General features: G+C 51.4%; 26 protein-coding genes. 22 read left to right on the top strand and 4 right to left on the bottom strand.

Annotated features, from left to right (window positions below):
* Positions 1–149: 149 nt before the first annotated feature.
* Positions 150–2,900 carry a DUF5704 domain-containing protein gene (locus B9D94_RS22305; RefSeq protein WP_253806012.1) on the top strand — a complete coding sequence of 917 codons (2,751 nt, stop codon included), beginning with the start codon at positions 150–152 and terminating at the stop codon, positions 2,898–2,900.
* Positions 2,901–3,132: 232 nt separating this feature from the next.
* Here the strand turns inward: B9D94_RS22305 and B9D94_RS22300 are convergent, their stop codons facing one another.
* Positions 3,133–4,233 carry a YheC/YheD family endospore coat-associated protein gene (locus B9D94_RS22300; protein WP_036641325.1) on the bottom strand — a complete coding sequence of 367 codons (1,101 nt, stop codon included), beginning with the start codon at positions 4,231–4,233 and terminating at the stop codon, positions 3,133–3,135.
* Positions 4,234–4,527: 294 nt separating this feature from the next.
* On the opposite strand from B9D94_RS22300, the gene B9D94_RS22295 reads away from it, so the two are divergent.
* The 19 genes from B9D94_RS22295 to B9D94_RS22205 all read left to right on the top strand — a co-directional run bounded on the left by B9D94_RS22295 (position 4,528) and on the right by B9D94_RS22205 (position 21,236).
* Positions 4,528–5,673: a glycosyltransferase family 4 protein gene (locus B9D94_RS22295; RefSeq protein WP_148248000.1), complete on the top strand. Its 1,146-nt coding sequence runs from the start codon at positions 4,528–4,530 to the stop codon at positions 5,671–5,673.
* 82 nt (positions 5,674–5,755) lie between these two features.
* Entirely contained in the window at positions 5,756–6,313 is a 558-nt protein-coding gene (locus B9D94_RS22290) for a WIAG-tail domain (protein WP_148247999.1), read from the top strand.
* A 175-nt stretch (positions 6,314–6,488) separates the two neighbouring features.
* Positions 6,489–7,349, top strand: a complete 861-nt coding sequence (locus tag B9D94_RS22285; protein WP_148247998.1) for a glycosyltransferase family 2 protein — start codon at positions 6,489–6,491, stop codon at positions 7,347–7,349.
* A gap of 154 nt (positions 7,350–7,503) precedes the next feature.
* Positions 7,504–8,439 (top strand): glycosyltransferase family 2 protein, encoded by a 936-nt coding sequence (locus tag B9D94_RS22280; protein ID WP_036641328.1) that lies wholly within the window; start codon positions 7,504–7,506, stop codon positions 8,437–8,439.
* Positions 8,436–9,197 (top strand): glycosyltransferase family 2 protein, encoded by a 762-nt coding sequence (locus B9D94_RS22275; RefSeq protein ID WP_148247997.1) that lies wholly within the window; start codon positions 8,436–8,438, stop codon positions 9,195–9,197. The genes B9D94_RS22280 and B9D94_RS22275 overlap by 4 nt, the downstream gene beginning before the upstream one ends.
* A complete protein-coding gene (locus B9D94_RS22270) occupies positions 9,194–9,925 on the top strand; it encodes a sugar phosphate nucleotidyltransferase (protein ID WP_148247996.1) in 732 nt (243 codons plus the stop codon). The genes B9D94_RS22275 and B9D94_RS22270 overlap by 4 nt, the downstream gene beginning before the upstream one ends.
* Complete coding sequence (locus tag B9D94_RS22265; protein WP_148247995.1) at positions 9,922–10,635, top strand: glycosyltransferase family A protein; 714 nt, start codon at positions 9,922–9,924, stop codon at positions 10,633–10,635. Before B9D94_RS22270 ends, B9D94_RS22265 begins: the two co-directional genes overlap by 4 nt.
* Before the next feature lie 71 nt (positions 10,636–10,706).
* Positions 10,707–10,997, top strand: a complete 291-nt coding sequence (locus B9D94_RS22260; protein WP_036641331.1) for a hypothetical protein — start codon at positions 10,707–10,709, stop codon at positions 10,995–10,997.
* A 32-nt stretch (positions 10,998–11,029) separates the two neighbouring features.
* A complete protein-coding gene (locus tag B9D94_RS22255; RefSeq protein ID WP_234972816.1) occupies positions 11,030–11,341 on the top strand; it encodes an alpha-helical endospore appendage domain-containing protein in 312 nt (103 codons plus the stop codon).
* Entirely contained in the window at positions 11,341–11,655 is a 315-nt protein-coding gene (locus B9D94_RS22250; protein WP_006208720.1) for a hypothetical protein, read from the top strand. Before B9D94_RS22255 ends, B9D94_RS22250 begins: the two co-directional genes overlap by 1 nt.
* A 3-nt stretch (positions 11,656–11,658) precedes the next feature.
* On the top strand, positions 11,659–11,967 hold the full coding sequence (locus B9D94_RS22245) for a hypothetical protein (RefSeq protein WP_006208721.1): 309 nt from the start codon (positions 11,659–11,661) through the stop codon (positions 11,965–11,967).
* 204 nt (positions 11,968–12,171) lie between these two features.
* Positions 12,172–13,269, top strand: a complete 1,098-nt coding sequence (locus tag B9D94_RS22240; protein WP_006208722.1) for a CgeB family protein — start codon at positions 12,172–12,174, stop codon at positions 13,267–13,269.
* A gap of 38 nt (positions 13,270–13,307) precedes the next feature.
* Positions 13,308–14,432: a CgeB family protein gene (locus B9D94_RS22235; protein ID WP_006208723.1), complete on the top strand. Its 1,125-nt coding sequence runs from the start codon at positions 13,308–13,310 to the stop codon at positions 14,430–14,432.
* A 149-nt stretch (positions 14,433–14,581) separates the two neighbouring features.
* A complete protein-coding gene (locus tag B9D94_RS22230) occupies positions 14,582–15,979 on the top strand; it encodes a glycosyltransferase family 4 protein (protein WP_148247994.1) in 1,398 nt (465 codons plus the stop codon).
* Positions 15,980–16,128: 149 nt separating this feature from the next.
* A complete protein-coding gene (gene wecB / locus B9D94_RS22225) occupies positions 16,129–17,223 on the top strand; it encodes a non-hydrolyzing UDP-N-acetylglucosamine 2-epimerase (protein ID WP_006208725.1) in 1,095 nt (364 codons plus the stop codon).
* Positions 17,213–18,199, top strand: coding sequence for a polysaccharide biosynthesis protein (locus B9D94_RS22220; protein WP_036641335.1), 987 nt, complete (start codon positions 17,213–17,215; stop codon positions 18,197–18,199). Before wecB ends, B9D94_RS22220 begins: the two co-directional genes overlap by 11 nt.
* Complete coding sequence (locus B9D94_RS22215) at positions 18,196–19,023, top strand: dTDP-4-dehydrorhamnose reductase family protein (protein WP_036641336.1); 828 nt, start codon at positions 18,196–18,198, stop codon at positions 19,021–19,023. The genes B9D94_RS22220 and B9D94_RS22215 overlap by 4 nt, the downstream gene beginning before the upstream one ends.
* Positions 19,005–19,964: an SDR family oxidoreductase gene (locus B9D94_RS22210; RefSeq protein ID WP_063478841.1), complete on the top strand. Its 960-nt coding sequence runs from the start codon at positions 19,005–19,007 to the stop codon at positions 19,962–19,964. The genes B9D94_RS22215 and B9D94_RS22210 overlap by 19 nt, the downstream gene beginning before the upstream one ends.
* A 174-nt stretch (positions 19,965–20,138) precedes the next feature.
* On the top strand, positions 20,139–21,236 hold the full coding sequence (locus B9D94_RS22205; protein WP_148247993.1) for a YhcN/YlaJ family sporulation lipoprotein: 1,098 nt from the start codon (positions 20,139–20,141) through the stop codon (positions 21,234–21,236).
* A gap of 88 nt (positions 21,237–21,324) precedes the next feature.
* Here B9D94_RS22205 and nagA read toward each other — a convergent pair whose 3' ends face one another.
* From nagA to B9D94_RS22190, 3 genes are read right to left on the bottom strand one after another with little or no spacing between them, the layout of a single operon-like run.
* Positions 21,325–22,512 carry an N-acetylglucosamine-6-phosphate deacetylase gene (nagA, locus tag B9D94_RS22200; protein WP_063478843.1) on the bottom strand — a complete coding sequence of 396 codons (1,188 nt, stop codon included), beginning with the start codon at positions 22,510–22,512 and terminating at the stop codon, positions 21,325–21,327.
* Positions 22,509–23,237, bottom strand: coding sequence for a glucosamine-6-phosphate deaminase (nagB, locus tag B9D94_RS22195; RefSeq protein ID WP_006208730.1), 729 nt, complete (start codon positions 23,235–23,237; stop codon positions 22,509–22,511). Before nagB ends, nagA begins: the two co-directional genes overlap by 4 nt.
* Positions 23,238–23,240: 3 nt before the next feature.
* Positions 23,241–24,116, bottom strand: a complete 876-nt coding sequence (locus tag B9D94_RS22190; RefSeq protein WP_006208731.1) for a MurR/RpiR family transcriptional regulator — start codon at positions 24,114–24,116, stop codon at positions 23,241–23,243.
* Between the two features lie 288 nt (positions 24,117–24,404).
* Here B9D94_RS22190 and B9D94_RS22185 point away from each other — a divergent pair, with 288 nt between their 5' ends.
* A complete protein-coding gene (locus tag B9D94_RS22185) occupies positions 24,405–24,629 on the top strand; it encodes a helix-turn-helix domain-containing protein (protein WP_006208732.1) in 225 nt (74 codons plus the stop codon).
* A 221-nt stretch (positions 24,630–24,850) separates the two neighbouring features.
* On the top strand, positions 24,851–25,129 hold the full coding sequence (locus tag B9D94_RS22180; RefSeq protein ID WP_148247992.1) for a hypothetical protein: 279 nt from the start codon (positions 24,851–24,853) through the stop codon (positions 25,127–25,129).
* Positions 25,130–25,134: the final 5 nt, after the last annotated feature.

Raw genomic sequence — 25,134 nt, 5'->3', positions numbered from 1 at the left:
GTGTCAATGACAACGAACTTAATTCTATAACAATTAAATTCACTCAGACTTTCAACAACGACACCTATAATCGATATTGGGCTAATCCTGGAGCCAAACAAGTTTGGTATTTCTCGAAATTTTTCGTAGACTTTGATTCCTACACTTATATGTACAAAGACAAACTCCTTCGAGCTACCTTCGCTGATGGAACATCAAGCTTAGAGATCACTGGACCGACATGTGTAGCACCAGCCGGTACGATCCAGCTTACCGCGAAATTAACGAAGATAGATGGCAGTACATACAATCTGCAAAGGCACGACAAGCTGACATGGCGAAGTTCGGATAGCAGCGTCATGTCCGTCAGTGCTTCAGGTGCAGTTACAGCCGTGGCAGCAACAGGACAAGCTACGATTACAGCGCACTTTAAGGATGCGGCTCAGGCTTTGGATGAATCGGACGATGCCACGATTCAGGTTGGGACAGGCTCCTCTTGCGGGAATAACGGAGGGGTAGATCCAGGTGGTCCACCTAATACTTGCGGGATTCAAATTGGTACGGCGAGTAAAGGGACCGTATCATCACATACGGTTATGGACCCTGTGGCAACCGGGGTAGTGAAAGCTGACGATCGGGACTCCGAGAAGTTTGATGTGCTGGACGGGATACCTACTTCTGAATCCTTGTACGTGAACGTATTTGGACTCAATTATTTATACCAGAATCAATGGGCCAACATGACCGGGGAAATCACCTATACGGTTCCCGTGAAGAAGACCTATATTCTAACCTGGACCATACCGGGAACGCCCAGCACAGGTCCGAATGACCCCGGTACGCCGGACGAACCGATGGAAGAAGAAGTCCCGGTAGAAGAACAAGTCACGATAACCCGGCCGTATTCATATTGGCAAATCGATAATCTGGAAGTCTACAGGCTAGCCAGATCATCCGTCAGCAATTACGCATTACCTGGAGGTACGGTTAATCTGACTCCTGCCGGCTACACACCCCCTGTTCTTACATCTGAACACAACGCGAGTGTGGACGATCATGTGGAGCCTGCTTCCTGTGAAGAAGTTGACTTGGGTACGGAGACCGTTTCCGGCGGCTCGAGCAGACCTTCTGTACCAACCCCGGATTTTACTTCGGCAGCCGAATCGGCAGTTGGCCAAAATCAGGTCAAGAACGACCGTGTCCTGTTTAACGGGTCTACTGTCATGAGTGACAGCTGGGCTCAGGGAACCGCACCGACACCAGGAATAATACCTCCGGCAACAACGATCCAAAGGGATGTCCTGTACGGCAAAAATTATCTCATCAGCAGTACGCTGTTGAACAAGGCAAATACCACGAGTACAGGCACGATTGATTATGAACTCATACCTGGAAATATCAATGGCGGCTCCAATAAAACATATCCTGTCAACGCCATCAATACGGTCACCGTGCATACCCCTGTCGTCAACTACGCCTCCGTGACGGATGATCAGGCGCATAACCAGAAGACAACGCCGAATCCGAACCGCTCGGCCTTCATCCTGGATCGGCCATTTACGGTCCGCATTCCGACTTCGGGCCAGCACCGGAACATTCACGGATACGGAGACCGTGACTATGCCAAGTATGTAAGATCGAAGCAGGTATATTTTCCGTTCGATGTTTACAGCAGTGACAAGAGCATCTTTTATCCAAAGGGCACCTGGATCACAATCCCGACACCGCAGTTGGATACGGAATTTTTCCTGCCGGTCTGGGTGGATGAAGGGAATTATGAGGTATACTTCCGTACGATTGCGGAGAACGCCCCGACCGATTTTACGACACAGCCCGGTGCAAACCTTGATCTGGCCCACCATGTGGCTACCGATATGGAGCCGGTTGATGTGATCGGGCGCGTATATGATTTTCACATCACAGATGTTGCCGACTATAACTGGGAGACTGTCTTCCGCAAGCAAAAGGGGAATGCCGCACCAAGCGGCGTATCCTACTGGACAGGACTGCGCGACATTGACGGCGGAGTACGCGGGAATGTGATGCCCTACACACTTCCCATCGCACCGGGTAAGCATCCAGTGCAGGGATATAAGAATGCAGCAGTGAAGACAGGCTACCATTTCAAATTCGATTTGAAGACAAAGGGCAATATGTTTGGCACCCAAGATGGCATTTCGATCACACCGAGTTTTTATTATGTAAATAAAGATGGCAGCGGACGCCAGGAGGTTGACTTGTATTATCACAGCGGGAACCGGAAGTTCATTCGCATCGGTTCGCCGCAGGATACGGAGAAGCGGTACGTTGTTTTGAATGAAAGGCTGCGCCATGTTCCGCAAGACGAACTGCAGGATACCGCCGCTTATCTGTATCACCATGGCGGTGCCCCGGCGGGGATGAGTGCAGCGACCTATGCGAAGCAGTATATGGAGAAAATCAGCAAGAGCAAAACTTGGGTGGGAAGGCTGGATTGGATGCTGCTTCCTTCCGGCATACGAACACTGATCGGGCCCAAGGCAGGTTTACCTGCCTCCGTTGACACCGAGCGTGCCAACGCTGCCATTCAGCGCTGGTACGGTGAATACAGTCTGCCTGCCGACGTATATGTCGTGAAGAAGGGAACCGATTTGGCGGCGTACGGACGGGCGAATCGTCTGGATGAGAAATCGGCGATATTCCTGAAAAAAGGGTATATTGTGGTGAATTTCAACCTGGAGACGATCCGAAACGGCAATACGGCCAAGCCACATTTGCAATACATTCATGGCCCACTCATGAATCAGTGGCAGCTCGAAGGGTATAGCAATACACATACGGATCCCTACGGGAAGAGATTCAACCTGACAGACGGGGATGTTGTATTCTATCATGCGGATCAGTCCAGTAAAGGAGATTTCAAATCTCAGGTTCCTCACTGATCCAACCCACACTTCAATAACATCTAAAAACCAGCCATTGCCCGATTTCTCTGGGCAGCGGCTGGTTTTTTATGCTGTTCCACTGATGAAAATTAATTCCCTTCACAGGTTACCGCTGCATTGAGGTGAACGACCTGTGAAGCATGGCTGTATGCTCTCTTCCAATTTGCAGGATTTCCCCCTCCTATAGGAAGCGAATGGACCATAACAGGCATCGCATTCAGTCCCTTTTTCAATACGGGGGCCATCCCGCATTGTCATACAGATAGCGGACAAAAGCCATCGGATTGCGGTATGAGTTTTTCCACGCCTCTCCCATACCTGCCTCCAGGAAGCCATACCGTTGATCGCAGCCGTTGCATTCAATGAAATAGAGTCTTTCATCTTCCGTGATGCCAATGTCCAGTCCAAAATCGGCTGCATACGGAATAAACAAGGACAGGATGCGGGCGATATGCAGAGAAAATTCGGAGATACGCTCAAGGGTAGCTCCTACAGGTGCATGAGGCATACAGCGGGTCAGTATATCAGGCACCTGATAGGCAGAGCCTCCTTGAGCAATGTTGGAGACAAAGGTTTGGGGCGGTGAGGTTTTGGCGAACATGCCAGCAATCTCCCAGCCGCCGCTGCCTCCCCGCTGCACAGTGACCCTGATGTCAAAAGGACGTCCCCTGTATTCTGCCAGGGGGATTCGCTGCTGCGCTAGAAAGGGCGCGCGCCTGATCCTCTGGTATATCAGAGGATGAAGTCTCCCTTCAGCCAACGCTACCGTTCTCCAGCCTCTTGCAGAAGGCAAGGAACGGGAATAGGTCAGATGGGTGCGTCCAGGGCTCCTTTTTAACCGCATAATCCCAACTCCGACACTTCCGCTGCACGGCTTTAAGACGAGGTCACCGTGCTGACTCAGCATGGACCGAATCGAGAGAGGAGTAGCTTTTACCGTATGGGGCAAGGCGTGGGCCAATTCAGGGTCCTGCTCCAGCATATGGTGAATCTTGTCTTTACCATAGCGGGTGCGCCCGTTAAACACATAGATTCCTTGTTGAATCAGGTGATCGATCAGCTTGAGTTCACGTCTGTTGTATATGGCTCGCATATGGATCGCACGGGGAATGGGAATATGCACTTTGGTGTATCCGGATGAAATCGGGATGTATCCTGTCACCTTTCCGGTATCCCGTGAAATATGATGAATGGTAAAAAAACAAGGAACCAGCCCGTACATGGCAGCGGCTTCTTCATAGTTAGCCAGTGATTCAGTGCCGATTCTCCCGCTGGAAATTCTGCGATACGTGTTGTTGTTGAGCAGAATGCCGACAAATTCCGGATGCATGGTCATCCTCCTTGTTACCATAGATCATGTAGTCTTTGTACCACATCGTATGCATAAGGAAGATTGTCCCGGATGGACGGGTGTCGCCCGTGGTTGGCCTATTCTTTATTATTAATATTAGTCACCAACAGCCCCTTATCCGGTATATGTTAAGGTATTAGGCCATACAAATGACGGGAGTGCGCCTTTTTGGAGACAGCATGCAAACACGACGGCTATAGAGCCAGGGTCTCCTTTGAAATCAATCAGCAGAGGTTTTTTCATATAGCTAAGTTGTGAGAAGGGTGTGGAGTTATGAGTTTGCGGAAGGTGGCGGTTGTGACGCCGGGGTCGTTTGTTATTCCATCGGGGAGGAGCAGCTCCGTGGAGCGTGTGGTGGAGCAGACCATTCCCTTGGCACAGGAAGTCATGGATGTGCGCATATTCGGAGTGTTGGGAAAAGGGCTTCCGTCCAAGGACGCGATCAACGGTGTACCGTGTTATCGACTTCCATCTGGAGCGAACTACTATCCTTCCTTGCTGCGCAGGCTTCAAAAATGGAGACCGGATATTATCGAAGTGCACAATCGGCCGCTGCTAGCCCAGCGCCTGAAGATGCATCTTCCTGATGTGAAGACAGTACTCAATCTCCATTCCAATACCTTCGTCACGCCTCCGTACATGAGTGAACAGCGGTTTGGGAACATTGCTCGCTGGATGGACGGGATTGTAGTCAACAGCCGTTTTCTACTGGAGGATATTACGACCAGGCATCCGTGGCTGTCGGATAAAATCACGATTAATCACCTCGGGGTTAGCCTTGAGCATTTTACCCCGCCCTTCAGCCCGGCTGCCAAGGCATTAAAGGAAGCAAGGCTTGCTCAGCACGGATGGAGCGGGCGGCGCATTCTCCTGTTTGCCGGACGGCTCATACCCGATAAAGGCGTTCACCACTTAATTGAAACACTGCCACAGATCATTGACAAGCATCCGGACGTGCTGCTGCTCATTATCGGGAGCGCAGCTTACGGCTCGGACCGGGAAACCGCTTATGTAAGGGAATTAAAAAGGGCTGCCAGGCCGTATCAGCAGTGGGTGTGCTTCCGCCCCTTTGTGCCTTATCCGGCTATAGCCGACTGGTACACGCTGGCGGATATCGTGGCTGTTCCATCTGCGCCCAGAGAGGCTTTTGGACTGGTCAACGTTGAGGCAATGGCGGCAGGCGTACCGGTTATCGCATCAAGCGCAGGAGGCATTCCGGAAATTGTAGAGAATGGGGTGACGGGTTACTTGGTACAAAGCGATGATTTTCCTACCGGGCTTGCAGAGCGGATCAACAATCTGCTTCAGGACGAAAATCTTCGCAGACAGATCGGAATGGCTGGCCGTGAAACGGTGCGGCAGCGGTTCAGATGGAACCACACAGCAGAGCGCTGGGTCCATCTGATGCAGACCATCTGATGGAAACCGAGGGGACTGTGGCAGGAGCCCCCCTTGCCGAATAGGATGAAGTAACGATTAGAAGCAGAGGAGAGAGCCGACAGTGAACAAAGCCAGAAGGATCACCAGGGGAAGAGGGAAGAGATCGTACCGGCGATATCCTGGCCGTCTCAAAACATCCACGTTCAGAACGAGCGCGGAACATGGTGGAAGCGAATATGCCCTGGCCGATGATACGATCGGCGCCGCTCATCTTCGGCATCGCAGCGTAAGGAGTGAGGCGATTGAAGACTATTCCGTGTACAGCATTCATCTGTCCCCTGAATCGATTACTTCTTCTAAAATTGCAATCCATTCGGTGGATGTGGATCATTTGAACTTTAATCCGGTGCAAGGGACAACTGACAGGCCGTTAATGCAGCAGTTCGGCAATATACCGTTCGTGTTTCCGGAAGACGTGGACGACATCGATGTTGCCGTATCGCTTCAGTCTCCCTATGCCGACGCAAACTATGCGATGGTGGTATCGTGCAGCGATCCGGCATTTCAGGCGGGGGTTAGGTCACGGAACGAACTTCAGGCGGTAGTTGGCATTACAAGAAACGAAGGCAGTCAGCTAGCTGCCGGGTGGGTGTCGTGGATAGCGGTAGGCGGACATTAGGAGTGAAAAAAAGGCGGGGAGGAAACTCCCCGCCCTTTTTGTGTGTACAGGTAGCAGATGGGGGATGAGCATGGCGCATAACCGTACATATGCCGTTACGGTGAGTGAGAGCAAACATACAATAGCATAGATTGCCAAGGAGCAAGTGACGTTACATGGGAGGAGGAGTACGAATATGCGTAATGTGCAGCGGTTAAGACCACGAAGATCGGTTGCACGGCGAGCCTCCAGAAGAGGAGTGCAGCCGGCAGATCCGGCTAACCGTATAACCTACCGTCCTTCGGAACCACAGATCCCAAGAGATAATCATCCGAATCCGTTGGTATCCGTCATTATTCCGGCTATGAATGAAGCAGGCAAAATCGGTGCGGTGATAGCAGAGGCCCGGGCGGTTCACCCCGAAACGGAGGTTATTGTGGTTGCGAATGGATGCAAGGATCAAACGGCATCGGTCGCAGAGCGAATGGGAGCTAAGGTATTATCTTTTGCGGAGCCGCTCGGTAACGATGTTGGACGAAGTGTAGGCGCACAAGCAGCTAAAGGACGAATTCTTCTTTTTACAGACAGCGATATGGTTATTCCTTCTGGTGAATTAAGGCCATTCGTACAGGCGGTGCTGTCTGGTGTGGATGTAGCCCTGAACGATTACACCGGCCCTGTCGATCGGTCGCCGGTTCACCGGGTTATTCTTGCGAAATATACATTAAATACGATTCTGGGCAGGTCTGATTTGCGGGGAGCGTCCTTGACAGCCGTGCCGCATGCATTAAGCCGCCGGGCGCTCGATGTCATGGGTGCAAGGGAACTGTCGATTCCTCCCAAAGCGCAGGCGGCTGCAATGAGCCGGGGGCTGCGGGTGGAGGCGGTTTATCGCGTTGAGGTTGGACGCTTGAACCCGGGACGGACAACTGGCGGGGATCCGCTCGAAATGCTGGTGCTGGGCGATCATCTGGAAGCACTGGAAGCCGTGATTGCGGAGCGGGGCGTCCGCGGCGGATATCACGATGGTGGACGAAGACGGAGCTTGGTGAGGTGAGCACGTGCAGAAGGTAATTTATAAAAAATCATTCCGATCAGGCCGTTACAGCCAAAGGCGTTCAAGAAAAGCAAAGAGCTCCCCCCGAGCCTCCACAGCCTTCCGATCCTCGCTGAGCAGTCGGTGGCAACGGCTGGCATGGAGTGCGGGGGGCATGGCTGGCAAAAGGAACAGGACTGTTTCCAGCAGTGCGGCCTCGGCTGCCTTTGGACAGTGGTTGTATTCCAGTGGAATTCCCCGGCACCAATTCTACCATGTAATGCCGAGTGCAGCTGAAGCTTTCCGGCGCGGGTACGCCAGAAGCTCCAGGGAGCCTGTCCCCGCGCCACTGCTGCCGCCTCTGAACGGGCGCGTTTCCGTTATCGTGTCTGCCTGCAATGAGGCAAGCTCGATCCCGATGGTGCTGCGGGAGCTGAAGCGACTTCCATTCCATGAGATCATTGTGGTCGAGAATGGAAGTCAGGACCACACGTACGCTGCAGCACGTTCATTTGAAGGGGTCATTGTTGCGCATATTCCGGATCGTCTGGGGCATGACGTGGCCCGTGCCATGGGGGCCAAGATGAGCACTGGCGACATCATCCTGTTCATGGACGGGGATATGCCGGTATCTGCCGAGAAACTGAGCTCGTATCTGGTGGCGGCAGATCGGGGAGTTGATGTAGCTTTAAACGATATTATGCCGCTGCTGCCGGCTTTTGAACGACAAGATGAGGTTACCCGCTGTAAAACCTTTCTCAATCGAATGATGGGGCGCGATGATCTCGAGGCTAATTCTCTAACGGCTGTGCCGCACGCCATGACAAGGCATGCCATGGAGCGCATTGGGTATGGGAACCTTGCGGTTCCGCCCATGGCCCAGTCCCTGGCTATAAGACAGGGACTTCGGATTGAAGCGGTGCAGACGGTGGATGTTCTCAGTATGAACCGGAGAAGAAAAACGAACCGGGGCAAGGACAATCCGGTGGCAAGGCTGATCATTGGCGATCATGTTGAAGCGCTTGGAGAAACGATGAAAGACCTTGGCGCACGTCTTCAATGGGGACAGGTGTCACGAACGGAACTAGCCTTACGGAGGAACAGCCTATGAGCGGACTTACAAGCATTATTATCCCCACGTTTAATGGACTGCATCTGCTGCGAACTTGCGTGGATCATATTCGTGCTTATACTGAGGTACCCTACGAGATTATCGTGGTAGATAACGGATCCCGGGACGGCACCGGCGAATATTGTCTTCGTGAGAAGCTGCTGCTGATTTCCCTGCCGGAGAACACCGGATTTCCCGTTGCGTGCAACCGCGGTCTTCGGATGGCTTCGGGTGACCAATTACTGCTGCTGAACAACGATGTCTTTGTCTCGCCTCGCTGGCTGACGTTATTGCTGGAGGCGCTGTACAGCCGGGAGGAGATCGGGATCGTTGGACCTGTAACGAATTACGCAAGCGGAATTCAGCAGGTGGAGGCAGGGTATACGGACATCACGGGTTACATCCATGAAGCGGAGCGCTGGAATGTGACGAATCCGGGGCGCTGGCAGGAAGTGAACCGCATTGTCGGACTATGTTATCTGTTTAAGCGCACGGTCATGAACCGGGTTGGACTGCTGGATGAAATGTTCTCGCCCGGTCATTACGAGGATGATGATTACTGTTATCGTGCCCGTCTTGGCGGGTTCAAGCTATTGGTCGCAGGCAACGTTCTGGTACATCATGAGGGCAGCGCGAGCTTCCGGAATCGGTTTCCGGGCGGGTTCCAGGACCTGATTGAACGAAACCGGAAACGGTTTGTGGAAAAATGGAACGTGGACCCATTACAATTCATCGAGGAGAGAGGTGACGCATCATGAAGGGCGTATTATTGGCGGGAGGAAACGGCACCCGGCTCCTTCCGCTAACGAAATATATGAATAAGCACCTGCTTCCGGTAGGAAAGCATCCGATGATTGCATATGGAATACACAAGCTCCAGCAGGCTGGCATTGATGACATTTTGTTAATTACCGGCTCCAAATCGGTTGGTCTGTATGCGGAGTATTTGGAGAACGGACGGAATTTCGGTGTCAATCTAACCTACAGGGTGCAGGAACAAGCGGGGGGTATCGCGGAAGCGCTGGAGCTTGCCAAGGGATTCATCCCGCCAGACGAGAAATTTGTTGTTCTCCTGGGGGATAACTTGTTTCAGGATGATTTAAAGCCCTTCATCCAGTGTTATACACAGCAGCCGCCTGGTACTGCAATGGTGCTGCTCAGCCCTACGGATAATCCTCATCGGTACGGCGTGCCTGTTTTTGCGGAGGATGGCAGTGGGAAACTGCTCTTCATTGAGGAGAAACCCGTAAATCCCCGGAGCCGTCATGCGGTGACCGGAATATATATGTATGACCATAGTGTGTTTGAAATCATCAGCCGAATCAGTCCGTCGGACCGAGGGGAATTGGAGATTACCGATGTCAATAATCTGTACGCAACTGCTGGGACACTGGTGTATGACATTCTGCAGCAATGGTGGTGTGATGCCGGTACTTTTGAATCGCTGCAGGAGGCGGCTGTACACATGAAGGATGCATTGCCATGAAAAGACGACGTGCAGCGAGAGCCATGCTCAATACCACAGAGAAACGGGAAGGGGGATCCGGGGAGAATTACCGAGCCGGTTACCAGGCAGGCTATGCACTGGGACTGAGGCTTGGACAGGAGGATCGAGGCAGTGTATTTGATGGAACGAGCATTATAATTCCTGCCCATCCGCATCATGATTCAGCCGTTCAAGTCATTCAGCATGTGGAGACCATGACCCCCCACCTGTATGAAGTGCTTGTTGCAGATGCTGGGGCCACACCGGCCACAAGACGGTATATTCATGGACGGAGCGGAGCCATACGGCATATTAAGGGGAAGAGCGGCGACAATCTTGCTGTTGTCATAAACAGGGCCATCTCCACATCGCTTGGTGAATATATCGCCGTATTGGCTTATGATGCTCCGAATCTGGACAACTGGCTGGGGGTACTGATATGGGAGCTTGAGCGCGAGCCTGCTATCCGAATGGTCTATGCCAGTTCCGGGGGCTTGACGACGACACAAGAGGCGGCACAGCAAGTCCCGCTTTCCGGACAGAAATTAAGCTGCTTGCTGTTCAGGCGTAAACTTCCGGAAGAGATCGGATTGTGGATGGAGGATATCGGTTCTGCAGAGGATAGCATGCTCAAATGGCTGGAACGGATACCGGTGGAGCAGAGGTCCAGAATTGAGGCATCCACCGTATTTGCAGGAGGAAAGTTATAGCGGGTGTTTTGCACGGAGAATCCGTTCTCCGCATATGCTGAACAGATAGAAGAGTGAAGGGGAGTACCGACGTGGAAAGCAAAATTGATGATATGATTGCGCATCTTTCACATTCTCAGCAGCAGCTGGCCCGGATATTGGAAGCTCAGCGCCATGCTGCTGTTCGCATGGCTCAAATTATACATTCTCTTCCTGATTATGAACTTCAGCTTGCTGAAGGATCAAGATCATCTGGAGGGCATACGGTACAAGTTAATCGCAGTATCGTGTCTTATCTGAATGCGATGGCGGACCTGCAGCAAACGGCGGCGGACAGCCTGGAGATTGTATTAAAGGAACTGAGAGAGCAGGATGAAGAATAACCCGGTATCGTTACCGGATGACAGAGGCGGGAGTGCAGTTGAGCAAAGAAGAGTCTTTGATGCGTATGCTGGAAGCGGCCGTCGCCATTCAGCGCGAGACCTCTCTGATCCTGGAGGGCAAGGCCGTCGAAGCGGAGAAGGTTCGTCAATGGGTGTTGTCCCAAGAGCCCTCAATGGGCGGATTGAAGGATTCGCTGGTCATTCATGAGCAGATTGTGGAGCAGATCGAGGGACTGACGCGTATCGGATCAGGTCTATGCCGAAATCTGCGAGTGGCTTTAGGTACCGAGGATCAGGCTGCCAGCGGAGGTTTTGACGAGTTTGATTTTGGAGAATCGGACTGATGATTACACGTACCCACCGGGAACATACAGCAAGAGTGGCCATGATCTCATCCATTGCCAGAAGTCAGGAGGCGCTGGCAGACATACTTCAGAACATTGCAGAGGTTTCTGCTCATTCTGATGTGACCGCGCGAAAGCTTGCAGAGAATATTCGATTATTGACCGGCTACCAGTCGGTCATGACTGAAATGCTGACAGGAATTCCCTTGAACCGGACCCAATGGGGATCTCCTTCATCCCCATGGCTTGCGGTTGGACGCATAGCCAACTCTAGTACAGCAGCACAGGAAGAATCAAAGGACTCAGGAGGTTAAAGGATGAAAGTGAAATCAACGGTTTTACGAACGCGAAGACGTACACGTCCTATCGGCAGCAGAAAAATATCCTCAGCTGTAAGACGTTTGAAGGTCGTAAAGGGCGTGAGACGGCGTCGTGGCGTCAGCTCCAGCTTACGTAAACGTCGCGGAATCCGGGGGCGCTACCGTTTAAGAAGAAGCGGACGTGTGTTCTTTCCGGCCTCTTCCCAAGCGTATAATCAGGGCTACAATCAGGCCTATGATGAAGGGTTTAAATCGGGTTTTGCACAAGGATATGAAGACGGTCAAATCCCACCTGCGCCGGTATGACGGCAGGCAGGGCGGCTCTCACGGAAGGCTTGAATCCGTGGGAGACCGCTCTTTTTTATTTTTTTGCCAATCCTGTCATGACCAGGCTAGACGTAAGGGCATCCGCCAAATTCCCCGTCTCAGGGACAGTCGTCCATGATGCATTCGTCCTCTTGGCATATAGTTATATGAACCTTTGTAAATCCCATAAGAGACAGGGTGGAAATGGTGAGTTTATCGAAGCGTACAGGTCAGAAGGAGGGCTACCGGGCAGGTTACAGTGAAGGTTACCGTTTGGGTGGGTGCCGTGCGCTGATCGATCGTATTCCAACCGAGCCCCCGCCATATTTCAATGTGAAGGTCATGTATGTCCCCCAAGGCTTTGAATCCATTGATGAAGGAGTATCCAGCGGACTTGGCAAAATCGTCAGGGAATGCATCGTCGTACGTCCGGAACAGGTGCTGGAAGCAGCCTTGCAGCAGAGACCGGATATCATTCTGGTCATGAACGGTCTGCATGTTTTTCCGGATGATTTTCAGCATTCGATGACTCAGCTCCGCGAAGCAGGCTTCCGAACGGCCATCTGGTTTGTGGATGATCCGTATTTCACAGAGGAAACACCGGGGCTGGCACAACACTTTGATGTTGTGTTCACGCATGAGCTGAGCTGTGTTCCATTATATCAAAGTGTCGGGGTGAGGGAGGTTTATTATCTTCCTTTGGGGGTTCATCCGGAGCTGTTTACCCCGTTGATGGCAGGGCCGGCTTATCGTTCGGACATTTGCTTCATCGGGAATGCGTTTCGAAACCGTGCGGCCTTGTTTGATGAATTGGCACCGTTCTTGAAGGGAAAGCAGGTTCGCATCATCGGAGGCTACTGGGAGCGGCTTGCCCGCTATAAAGAGCTCTCCCCCTTCATACACAGCGGTTTCATACCGCCTGCGGAAACCGTGAAATTCTACAACGGCGCCAAAATTGTAATCAACCTGCACAGGCCAACCCAGAGCGGTGATGACAACCGCAACAGCCTGAATTTACCGGGCCGTTCGATCAATCCGCGGACATTTGAGATCAATGCTTGCGGAACACTGCAAATTACGGATATCCGGGAGGATCTGAGCCATTATTACACGCCTGGGATCGACATCGAGACCTTTGGTTCTGTCCAAGAATTGAAACATAAGATTTCCTATTATCTTTCTCAGGAGGATCAGCGCAGAAGTATAGCGCAGCGAGCGCTGCAGACGACCATGACGAGACATACGTATGTTCACCGACTGCCTGAACTTCTGACATTGATCGAGGCCCAACGTTTGAATTAGCAAGTTGTCCGAGCAAATATCAGGGAGGAGCGAAGCGGATGCCTAAAAGTTTAGCTGCCGGACCCCGTCGGTCCGCCGTATCCGATGCATATGGACGAGGCAGGAATGCAGGTATGCACGCCGGATATGATGAGGGGTATTTTCGAGGGAAATCACAGGGTATCGTTAACCGGGTTGTCTATACGCCGCCTGTGAGGGATATCCATGTGTTGTTTGTCAGCTCGGGAAAAGGATTTCCTTACTCGCCGATTGACGAGGCGATTATTGGTACACTGCACGGCATGGTACGCCAGGTTTCATTGACGGATGCCAAGCAGGACGTAGCTGCAGAAGCAAGCCGTACGCGGCCGGATCTTGTACTGGTGCTTGACGGCATGTATTTGCCTGTGGAACAGATGGATGCGGTTCGGGCCATGGATATTCGGACGGCCGTCTGGATGACGGACGATCCGTATTATACGGATATGACCGTAGACTGGATCCACCACTACGATTATGTATTTACACTGGAACTGAACTGCGTGGCCCATTATCAGAACTTAGGCTGCTCCCAGGTTCACTATTTGCCGTTTGCCGCGTTTCCCGTACACTATCGTCCGATTGCCATGCCGGGAGCAGCTAAGCGGGATATCGGTTTTGTTGGTACAGCGTATCCGAAGCGAATTCAGTTTTTTGAGCCCATTATGGACCAATTGATGGCACACCGGACCTTTATTAACGGTAACTGGTGGGAGAAATTCCCGGGTTACGGCCGATTTAACAACCAGATTGAGATCAACAAGTGGATGGGTCCGGCGGAGACTGCGGACGTATATAACAGCGCCAAGATTGTTATCAATTTGCACCGTGCGGTGGATGACGATGAAATCAATCAGAACAGCGGACATATACCGGCGGCTTCCCCGAATCCGCGTACGTTTGAGATTAGTGCTTGCGGCACGCTTCAGCTCTGCGATGAGCGGTCAGATCTGGCGCGGTTCTATACACCAGGTGTGGAGATTGACACCTACCGGTCTCAGGGTGAGCTGCTGGAGAAGGTAGAGTACTATCTTGCTAACGACCACCTGAGAAAAGAGATCGCACATCGTGCCCTGGAGAGAACCTATCAGGAGCATACCTATGCACACCGCCTGAATACGCTCTTCTCGGTTATCTTTCCTTGATCCTGGCTCAGAAATAGTTCAATGATGGGGGAACAAGCGTCGTTACGGTGTCTTTGTTTTTCTAATATATTGTACCAACTGGGTGAAAAGGAGGTGGATCGCATCCGGTACTGCCACAATCACGGTTACTGTAGATGCGGATAATACCGATGGCCTTTAAACCGAAAATGTTGATTTTTTCACACGTATCCAATCCATCCAGCATTACGGGAGCGGAGAAGCTGCTTCTGTTCTTCTGCGGACAGATGACTCCTTATTTTGATTGCGTTCTGGTTGCACCGAACGAAGGCCGGCTGACTATATTGGCGAGACAATCCGGGATTACGGTCAAAATCCACAGAATTCCATTGTTTCACAGCGTGTATACACCGGGTTCCAATCTTTTGGCCGAAGCCAATAAGCTGATGGCAACATCGGTTTTCCGTGGATTGATGAAATGGATTGCAGGTGAGGCCCCGCAGGTAATTCTGACAAATACGTGTGTGCACTTTATGCCGGCAGCAGCGGGCAAGAGACTTGGAATTCCCGTAGTATGGCAATTGACCGAAAAAATTACGGAAAACGGGAACGCCCATTTGGCCACTTCGTTAATCCATCAGTACAGCAACTGGCTGGTCAGCATTTCCGAATCCGTAGCCGAGAGTTTCCCGGTGGAAGTCAGGCAGTCCAAAATGACGGTACTCCCTCCATCCTGGATTGAGTCTGATATTCAGCCAGCCGCATGGGCGACAACGAGAGCTTCCTTTCGCGGCAGTCTCGGCATCACTGCAAATCAACCGTTAATTGGTATGATTTCTTCATTTCTGATCGAGAGCAAAGGGGTGCATCACTTCATAGACATGGCGCTCTCGCTCAAGGATGCTTACCCCGACGCAGCCTTTCTCATCGTTGGGAGTGCGCTGAATCCGGATTATGACATATTGTGCCGCGATCGCATTGCTTCGGCGGGAGCTCAGCATCGTTTCATATTTGCCGGATCTCAAGACGATATCACTCAAGTATATTGTGCCCTTGATGTCGTGGTGGTACCGAGTCTGATACCGGAGGGATTCGGATTAACGGCTCTGGAGGGGCTGCTGCACGGGAAGCCGGTTGTAGCCTACGCATCAGGAGGACTTCAGGAGGTCCTGACGGCTGCCGGATGCCCGCATCTGCTCGCGATTCCCGGGAGCCCGGCCTCACTGGCAGAGAAGGTGAGGTTCATCCTGGATCAGCCGGATCGGGGCGAGGCTCTGGGTATGCAGAACCGCCTTCAGATCCAGGCTGTATTTGGTCCAGAGGTGTACGGAATGCGATTGAACGGCATGGTTTCACGCTGGATGAATGAATATCCTGCATGGTTTCAGGTGACGGCAAGACGGGTGAAGCGCCGGGTTGTTCCGGCGAGACGACGTAAGCAGAATAGCCGCAGGAAGAAACGAAGTGCTGCTGTTGCGCGTCGGTTATTCGTTCGTAGACGAACCAAGAGACCGGAAGGCAGGGCGACCAGGCGACGGGCATCAAGGCTTAGACTACGCAGAACGTCCGCAAGGCGACGAAAGGCATGAGACGAGGTCAACAGCAGAGCGGTGAACGGTCTAGGCTTACTTCAAAAAGTCCGCTTCCGTTCTGCTGTCTCACGAAAGCGAGAAGAATGGTCGTGCTACGGAGTTATCGCCTTCGGATCTGTGATTAAGTTGGCAAGGGAGAATCCGATATGAAAGTCATGACGATCTTGGGTACGAGGCCCGAAATTATCCGATTAAGCTTGATCATTCCTCTTCTAGACCAGTATGCAACGCGGCATGTGCTTGTGCATACGGGACAAAATTTCACCAATACCTTAAGCGGGGTCTTCTTCTCGGAGATGGGGCTCCGCAGTCCGGACTATGTGCTTCAGGACCGCCAGGCCACGCTGGGAGGCCAGTTGTCCGTTATGTTCAGCCGAATGGAGGAAATATTGGAACAGGAGCAGCCGGACACGGTTCTGCTGCTGGGTGATACAAACAGTGCGTTATGTGCTGTGCTGGCAGAGCGTCTGGGATACCCGGTGGTGCATATGGAAGCCGGAAACCGCTGCTTTGATCTGGATGTGCCTGAAGAGAAGAACCGCAAAGTCATAGATGCGGTGTCCTCCATCAATATGCCCTATACAAACTACAGCAAGAATCATCTGCTTCGAGAGGGAGTGCCTAGTCAACGCATTGTCCTGACAGGGAACCCGATCTATGAAGTGATGAAGCATTACGAAGCTCAGGTCAATCAGAGCCGGATTATGGAGAAGCTGTCGCTCTCCCCCCAGCAATATTTTCTGATTACGATACACCGTTCAGAGAATGTGGATCGACCTGAGAATTTAACGGAAATATTAAATGGGTTAAATGCGGTCGCTGAAACGTTCGGAAAGCGACTCATATGCAGTTTGCATCCCCGGACGGCCTCGCGTCTTGAAGGGGCCAAGGATGTTCAACTTCATCCGCTTATTGAATTTCATGAGCCATTCGGCTTTTTTGATTTTGTACGACTCGAGAAAGAGGCACTCTGCGCGATCACGGACAGCGGTACGGTGCAGGAGGAGTGCTGCATCATGCACGTTCCTACGGTAACGGTTCGCCGGACGACGGAGCGGCCGGAAACTGTGGACTGCGGAAGCAACATCGTCTCCGGTTTGAATGCTGAGCGTATCCATGGAGCGGTCAAACTGATGACGCAGCTGGGTCGTGACTGGGTGTGCCCTGAGGGGTATTTAGCGGACAATGTGTCGCGTACCGTCGTAAAATATGTGCTTGGAGGGAAAGTGAATGTTCACTAATCAACGGATTTTGGTGACTGGCGGCACAGGCTCTTGGGGACATGAACTGATCACGCAGCTTCTGCCGCTAAATCCTAAGCAGGTCATCGTTTATTCCAGAAGCGAGGCTACGCAGGTGGCTATGGACCGTGAGTTTGAAGATCCAAGACTCACTTTCCGAATCGGAGATATTCGCGACAAGGAAGCTCTAACAGCAGCCTGTCAGGATGTGGATTATGTATTCCATCTGGCGGCACTGAAGCACGTTCCTGTGTGCGAAGAGCATCCCTATGAAGCTCTGAAAACCAATGTGGTCGGCACACAGCATGTCATTGAGGCTGCTATTGAAAATCAAGTGAAAAAAGTGATCTATATTTCAACGGATAAGGCAGCGAATCCATCCAACTTTTACGGCATGACCAAAGCGATTGGCGAGAAACTAATCGTGTATGCTAATCTGTTGAGTAGGCACACCAAATTTGTCTGTGTGCGGGGTGGAAATGTTCTTGGAACGAACGGAAGCGTTGTTCATGTATTCAAGAATCAGATCCGGCAGAAGGGTCAGATCAGCATCACGGACCATAACATGACCCGATTTTTCCTGACCTTGAAGGATGCGATATCCCTGCTGTTCAAGGCATCAATTGAAAGTGTAGGCGGCGAAATTTTTGTTATGATGATGCCGACCTGCCGCATTGTGGACTTGGCAGAAGTACTGATAGATGCTTCTGGCAGAAGCGACGTTACACTTGTTGAAACGGGTATTCGGCCGGGTGAGAAGATTCATGAAATTCTTATGAGTGATTTTGAAAGCTTGACTACGGTGGTTTATGATGATGAATACCTGGTCATATTGCCGACACTCGAAATTCCCGATCTGAAGGAGCGGTATCAGGGCTTATCCAAAGTATCCTTCAACAGCTTCAGCTCGGAGCATCAATTAATGACCAAGGCCGAGATACGCGAAATCCTTCAACGCGGAGGATTCTTGCCATGAAGATGCTCATTCTCGGGGGCAACGGTATGGCGGGACATATGCTTGTTCAGTACTTTCAGTCGTTCGGCAAGCATCATGTCTTTTACACGACCCGGGACAGACATGATTCACAAGGCCTTGTGCTGGATGTAACCGATATGAGTGCCGTGGAGCATATAATCAAAGCGGTTCGGCCGCATATGATCATCAACGCTGTAGGTGTTTTGAATCAACGGGCAGATGATGACAAAATTAATGCATATCATATCAACGGATTTTTGCCTCATCGTCTGCGGTATTTAGCGGACGCCATATCGGCCCGACTTATTCATATCAGCACGGATTGCGTGTTTCTCGGAGACAAAGGGGGTTATCGGGAAGACGATCTTCCCGATGGCGTGACTTCCTATGCGTTAACGAAAGCACTGGGCGAAGTGCAGGACCCGGATCACCTAACGATTCGCACCTCCATTATAGGACCCGAAATCCGGCAGAGTGGAATCGGTTTGTTCAACTGGTTTATGAAGCAGCGAGGTCAAGTTTCCGGTTATCGCGCCGTGCAGTGGAACGGGGTAACCACGCTTGAGCTTGCTAAAGCGATCGAGTTCTTCATGAATAAGGACGTCGGGGGTCTGATACATCTCGGACATCCGAATCCGGTAAGCAAATACGATCTGCTGCTGCTGTTCAAGGACATATGGGGAAAACATGATGTTGTTGTAGTGCCAACCGACGATATGGTTCAGGATCGGACTCTGCGAAGCACGCGGCTGGATGCGTTATATCCATTCCCGGATTATGTTCAAATGTTAAAGGAGATGTACGCATGGCAGCAGGATCATTAAAGGATCAAAAAATTCTCATAACAGGGGCAGCAGGTTTTACCGGCTTGCATGCTTGCGACTATTTCGTCCGGCAGGGATGTACCGTTATTGCTGCCGGGCGGAACAAGCAGGCGCTGGAGTCCATACAAGGCGTCATTCCGGCCGTGTGCCATCTCGAGAACCGTGAACAGGTGGATATTCTGATTCAAGAGAGCCTTCCTGATTATATTTTGCATTTAGCCGGAAAAAATTCAGCTTCAGAGTCCTGGAAACAACCGGCTTCTTACATGGAGAGCAACGTGATGGCCACCATATACCTTCTTGAAGCGCTGAGGCAGCACTGCCCCGATAGCCGTTTGGTTATGGTAGGCTCCAGGTTAAGTGTGGACCCTGCAAAAGGTGCGGCTGCCGTTCCTCATCCTTACAGCCTCAGTAAAACCTTTGCCAGCTGGTCCGCAGCTGCCTGGCATGGTTTGTACAACCAGCATATCGTTCTGGCTGAGCCGTCCAATCTGATTGGCCCCGGCGAATCAACAGGCTTCTGTACGCTGCTTGCCCGCTATATTGCGGGTTATGAAACAGGTCGAAATTTTCCGTTGTTCCGTATAAGCTCTCGCTACGAATCAAGGGATTTCCTGGACGTTCGGGATGCGGTAGCAGCTTACAGCATATTGCTTCAAGAGGGCACTTCTGGGATGACCTATCCGATCAGTTCCGGTACGGAACATACCCTTGGAGAGCTCGCTGAGGCACTGCTCCTGCATACACAGGCAGCCGTGCCGATGGATTGGGGTCCTGAATCCGCTCCCCTCTCATTAGATTCATTAAATAAAGGAACCGGGGGGCAGCAGGGTACCGAGCTTCTTAAAGCGCTGGGCTGGAATTCACAGTACCCTCTGGAGCGGTCGCTGGCCGATATTATGGATTATGCCAGAATACAGGCACAGCCGTCCTCTTCATAATAGAACAATCAAACGCCGATGGATCGATCATGATCTGATCGGTGTTTTTTTGTACATAAAATTAGGCATGATAAGCAGTAATCTTCCATGTTAAAACCTTTCAGCATACCGATTCCGGCGCAAGGTCATCCTAAACGATGTTAATACACCTATTATAGAGATGGAGGATGAATCATGATTAAATCCAAAGCCCTCAACCTGACCGTCTCCACAGCATTGCTCCTCAGTATGGCTGCGGTAGCAGGATGCGGCAACACCACAGACGGCAACACGACACGTACAAACAACGTGGACAAGGGTCGTGTTGGTGTGAACTCCGTGCGTAACAACAACCAGCACATTCGCAGCACCCAGCAGCATGACCTGACAAACCTGAAGTACAGCAAAACGCTGTCCCAAAAAGTGTCGGATATCAGTGGCATGGGTCCTGCACATGTATTCGTAACCAATCACAGCGCGTATGTTTCGCTGCCCAAAGAGGGCGCGAACACCAACAGCATTGATGGACATGTTACGGGTATGAGCACGGCAAACCGTTCTGACGGCCGTTCAATGACAGGCATGAACAAAACGAATGTGAGGAACCGTACGTTCAACACTTCGGGTACAGGCAGTGTGGGGCTTCTGAGCAATATGGCTAGAGGCACAGAGCGTGTCGTGGAGAATACCACTCGTGCTGTAGAAAACACAACAGGTCTTGGCCGAACCGCCGATAACCGCGGCTTTGGCGTTAACGGAACGACGACGAATGGCGGTTTTGGCGGCAGCAACTATAATACGTTAAACGGAACGCGCAATAACGGACTTATGGGTACTAACGGAACTCGTACCAATGATTATATGGGGTACGGCACGCGTACCAACAGTCTTACCGGTACCGACGGGACGGTAAACAATACTCATATGGGAACTGGCATCAATGGAGTGCCTTATGGAACTTACGGAAACAACATGGGCATGATGAGCGCTCGTGAAGAGGTTCCTCAGCATGTGCGTCATGAAATTACGAACAAGATTCGTAAAACCGCTCCACATATCAGTCAAGTATATGTTTCCACAGATGAGGGATTTTATCAGCATGCCAAAGGTTTTGTAACGGGGGGTAACGCCAAGAATACGGTTGGAACACTTTCCCGTGATTTTGGGTCATGGATTAACCGTGTGTTCCCGCTTCATGTAGGAACTCGTGATGGTATGAATGATACACGCGGCAACATGAGTAAAAATGATACGGACGACGGTTGGTTTGGCGGCAATCGAAACAGCCGGTAAAATTTCTATACAAAAAGGAGCTGCCCTGTAGGATTGAAATCATCCTATCCTAGGCGGCTCCTTTGCTATTTATAATGAATGCTATACCTTAATGTTTGCGTTGTCCTTGAATCCATACTCCTTGCAGCTCAAGATCGCTGGAAAGAACGAGGATGTCGGCGAGTTTGCCGGCTTCAAGCGATCCCGTGCGATCGGCGATGCCAATTTTTCTGGCTGGATTCATACTTCCGATGGTGGAGGCCTGCTCAATGCTGAGTCCAACCTCCCGAACCAGCAGCTGGAACCCTTTAATCATCGTTAATGTGCTGCCCGCGAGACTGTCTCTGTTATGCTTGAGCGTGGCAATGCCCTTCTCAACAACAACGGGCAAATCACCCAGCGTATATTCGCCGTCAGGCATGCCGGTAGCCGACATGGCATCCGTGATGAGAATCAGATTCCCATCCTGCTTCATGCGGGCCAGTATCCGAATTGCCGCGGGGTGGACGTGGATGCCGTCTGCAATGATTTCGCAGCTTAACCGATCATCGCCAAGCATCGCACCAACCACGCCTGGCTTGCGGTGGTGAAGCCCTGTCATCGCATTAAACGTGTGCACGCCATGACTAAGGCCGGCCTCGACAGCGGCTTCTACTTCCTCATAGGTTGCATCCGTATGACCCAGGGCAGCCACGATTCCGTGTTGATCCAGCCACGAGATTGCCTCTAGTGCCCCTTCACGCTCGGGTGCAAGGGTGACCTGACGAACCAGCCCCGGATATTGAGATACCCATTCTTCCAGCCACCTGATATTCGCGTGGACGATATGCTCCGGATTTTGCGCACCTGGCCATTTTGGGCTGATAAACGGGCCTTCGAGATGGACGCCTTCCAGTCTGGTATAAGACATGCCCTGATTACGATAGTCGCTTACTTCCTTCAGTACCCGATCGATTGCTTTTTTAGGCGCAGTCATCGTGGTAGCAAGCATCGCCGTGGTGCCCTGAGAGCTGTGGAAGGATGTAATTTGATCCAAAACATCCTTCGTTGCGTCCATAAAATCCTCACCGTTACCGCCGTGAACATGGATGTCAATAAAGCCAGGTACGATATAGCCATCGGGCTGATGGATAACCTCTGCGGCTGCCTGTTTAAGGCTTGCAGGGAGTTCGGAAACATCACCAGCGTATGCGATGTTCTCGCCTTGAATGGCCAGCACACCGTCTGTACGGATGCCTCTGGGCGTCAGTACTTGACCATACAACAATTGGACAGCATTCTTGGCTTCGCTGCTCATACCAGCAATCTCCCTGCACCTTGATCCAACAGCACAACAACGTTCGGATGGCACTGAAGAAGTGATGCCGGACACTCGGTCGTGATAGGCCCTTTCAACGCACGATGTACAATCTCGGCTTTATCTTCTCCCCTGACGAGAAGGAGGATTTGGCGGGCTTTGAGGATGGTAGCAACCCCCATCGTGATGGCGTGGGTCGGAACATCCGCAAGCGTTGGGAAGAATCTAGCATTGGCGTTTCGAGTTTTCTCTTGAAGCTCTACCAGATGAGTCCCGCCGCTGAGGCTTTCACCCGGCTCGTTAAAACCGATATGTCCGTTATGTCCAATGCCGAGGAGTTGGAGATCAACAGGTCCAAATTCTTCAAGCATTTTATCGTAATTCAGGCATTCCTCTTCCGGATTGGCCGCGTTGCCATTCGGCACATGAGTCCGTTCGATCTGGATATCTACATGGTTGAAGAATTTTTCATTCATGAAGGTGCGGTAGCTCTCCGGATGATTCTCAGGCAGGCCCACATATTCGTCCAGATTATATGTTGTGGTCTGCGCGAAGCTGACAAGCCCTTGACGGTGCATCTCAATCAACTTGGCATAGAGCCCAACGGGTGTGCTGCCTGTAGCCAGTCCCAGTGTAGCGCGCGGATTGGTGTGCAGCAAACTGGTGATCAGGTTTGCGCCCGTTTGCACGAATTGTTCTTCATCGCGGAATGTGTAAATATTCATTAGTTATTGTCCTCCTCGGCTTTTGCGATAGTTTTGAACATTAAGATATGACTGCTCCAGACGGGGAACATACGTGGAGAAGTCCCGACTGGCCATACCCATGAACAGAATGTCTATAATGTGAAGCTGGGCAATGCGAGAGGCCATGTCACCTCGGCGCATTCCTTCCTCCAGCGAGGACGAATACAGTGTAATGTCCGCCATGGAGGAGATGGCACTGCTTCGGTAGGAAGTAACGCTGATCGTAAATGCGCCTGTGTCTTTGGCACACGCCAACGCATCGATGGTTTCCGGCGTTTCGCCGGAGTATGAAACGGCCACGGCAACATCACTTGAAGTCAGCGTGGAGGCTGAGGTGATCTGCATGTGGGAGTCTGCAAAAGCGGTGCAGTTTTTCCCGATCCGGATCAGCTTCTGGTAAAAGTCCTGTGCCACAATAGAGGACGTTGCCACACCATACAGGTCAATGCGTTTTGCCCGGCATAGGGCATCCACTGCGCGCTCCAGCTGCCCCAAATCCAGAAGCTCTGTCGTATCCCGAATCGACGTCAGGTGATTGGATTCAATCGCCTCTACGATTCCGGCAAGCGGATTGCCTGCAACGATGTCCTGATAACGGGTGCTTCCTGTGCGTGAAGCCAACTCGGCATGGGCGATCTCTGCGGCAAGCTTGAGCTTGAAATCAGGATATCCCTTGCACTGAAAGTTCTTGCAAAAGCGGGTGACTGTGGCAGCGCTGACCTCGCACTGATCTGCAAGATCTTTAATGCCCATATGCACAATCTCGGATGGAGCTGTCAAAATAAACTCTGCGAGCCGTCGTTCCTGACGGGGCAGGCTTTCCTTTTCGACAGAGATAATATGCAAGATTGGTGTCATCAAAAGCCTCCTTCAAGGTTCCCGGTGAGCTTATTTGTGGCATAACGGATGGGATCTGATTTGAAAATTATTTTTAAAAAAATGAAAAAATAAAGAAAATAATTTTTACTCCCCCACATCATAAAGGAACCTTCGGGAGGAATCAAGGATAAAAATCATCAACATGAACCCAGCGCCCAAATTGATGGCCCCTTCCGCACCTTCCCCCCTTCTCCAACATAAGATGAGTTGACTGTATCCCTTACCCTTGTTAGACCACACATACCCGGGCAAGGAGGGGTGACACCATTGAAGGGGACCGACCATAATAGCAAGTTCTTGTTAACCCACCGTGAACGCGAAGTATTTGAATTGCTAGTGCAAGACAAAACGACTCGCGATATCGCCGGGCAGTTGTTTATTAGCGAGAAGACGGTGCGTAACCACATCTCCAATGTCATGCAGAAGCTAAATGTTAAGGGCCGTTCGCAAGCTGTCGTTGAGTTGATAAAACTCGGTGAGTTGAAGATCTGACACCATGCCGGTTGCACGTAACGAAAGCACAGCGAAAGCCTTCCTTCCCGATTCTTACCGGGATTGAGAAGGCTTTTTTGTGTTAAAATGGATGGTAGCTGCTTCTTAATAAATGGCAACGGGTTTGGAGCGTAACTACATATCGAATGTCATGTGAAAATGAATCGGGTAGACTAGCTATTTAGTACAAATAGCCTGCACATGTTGGAGGTGGAATAAACGTGGGATGGATATTGGGAACCATGGTCGTTGTCATCCTTGTTGTCTTCGCCGTTACAGGAATGAAGCGTAAGTCGAGCAGCGTTAGGGGAAGCAACGTCATCCAGTTAAAATCAAAAGCAAACTTGAAAATCGGCAGCGAAAATAACGCTCAGCCCTGCAGTCGATGCCGACACAAGCGCCAACTGACCTTCTGCGCGGATGATGCCGGTGCCGTAAGAGGTTTATGTAACGAATGCAGAAGAGAGCTTGAACAGCATCAGGAATTATATCCGGTATAGCCCAT

It is taken from the genome of Paenibacillus sp. Cedars (assembly GCF_003184205.1).
Taxonomy (GTDB): domain Bacteria; phylum Bacillota; class Bacilli; order Paenibacillales; family Paenibacillaceae; genus Paenibacillus_AQ; species Paenibacillus_AQ glucanolyticus.
Note: the sequence above shows the minus strand (reverse complement) of the source record. Positions and strands in the feature narration are given on the sequence as shown.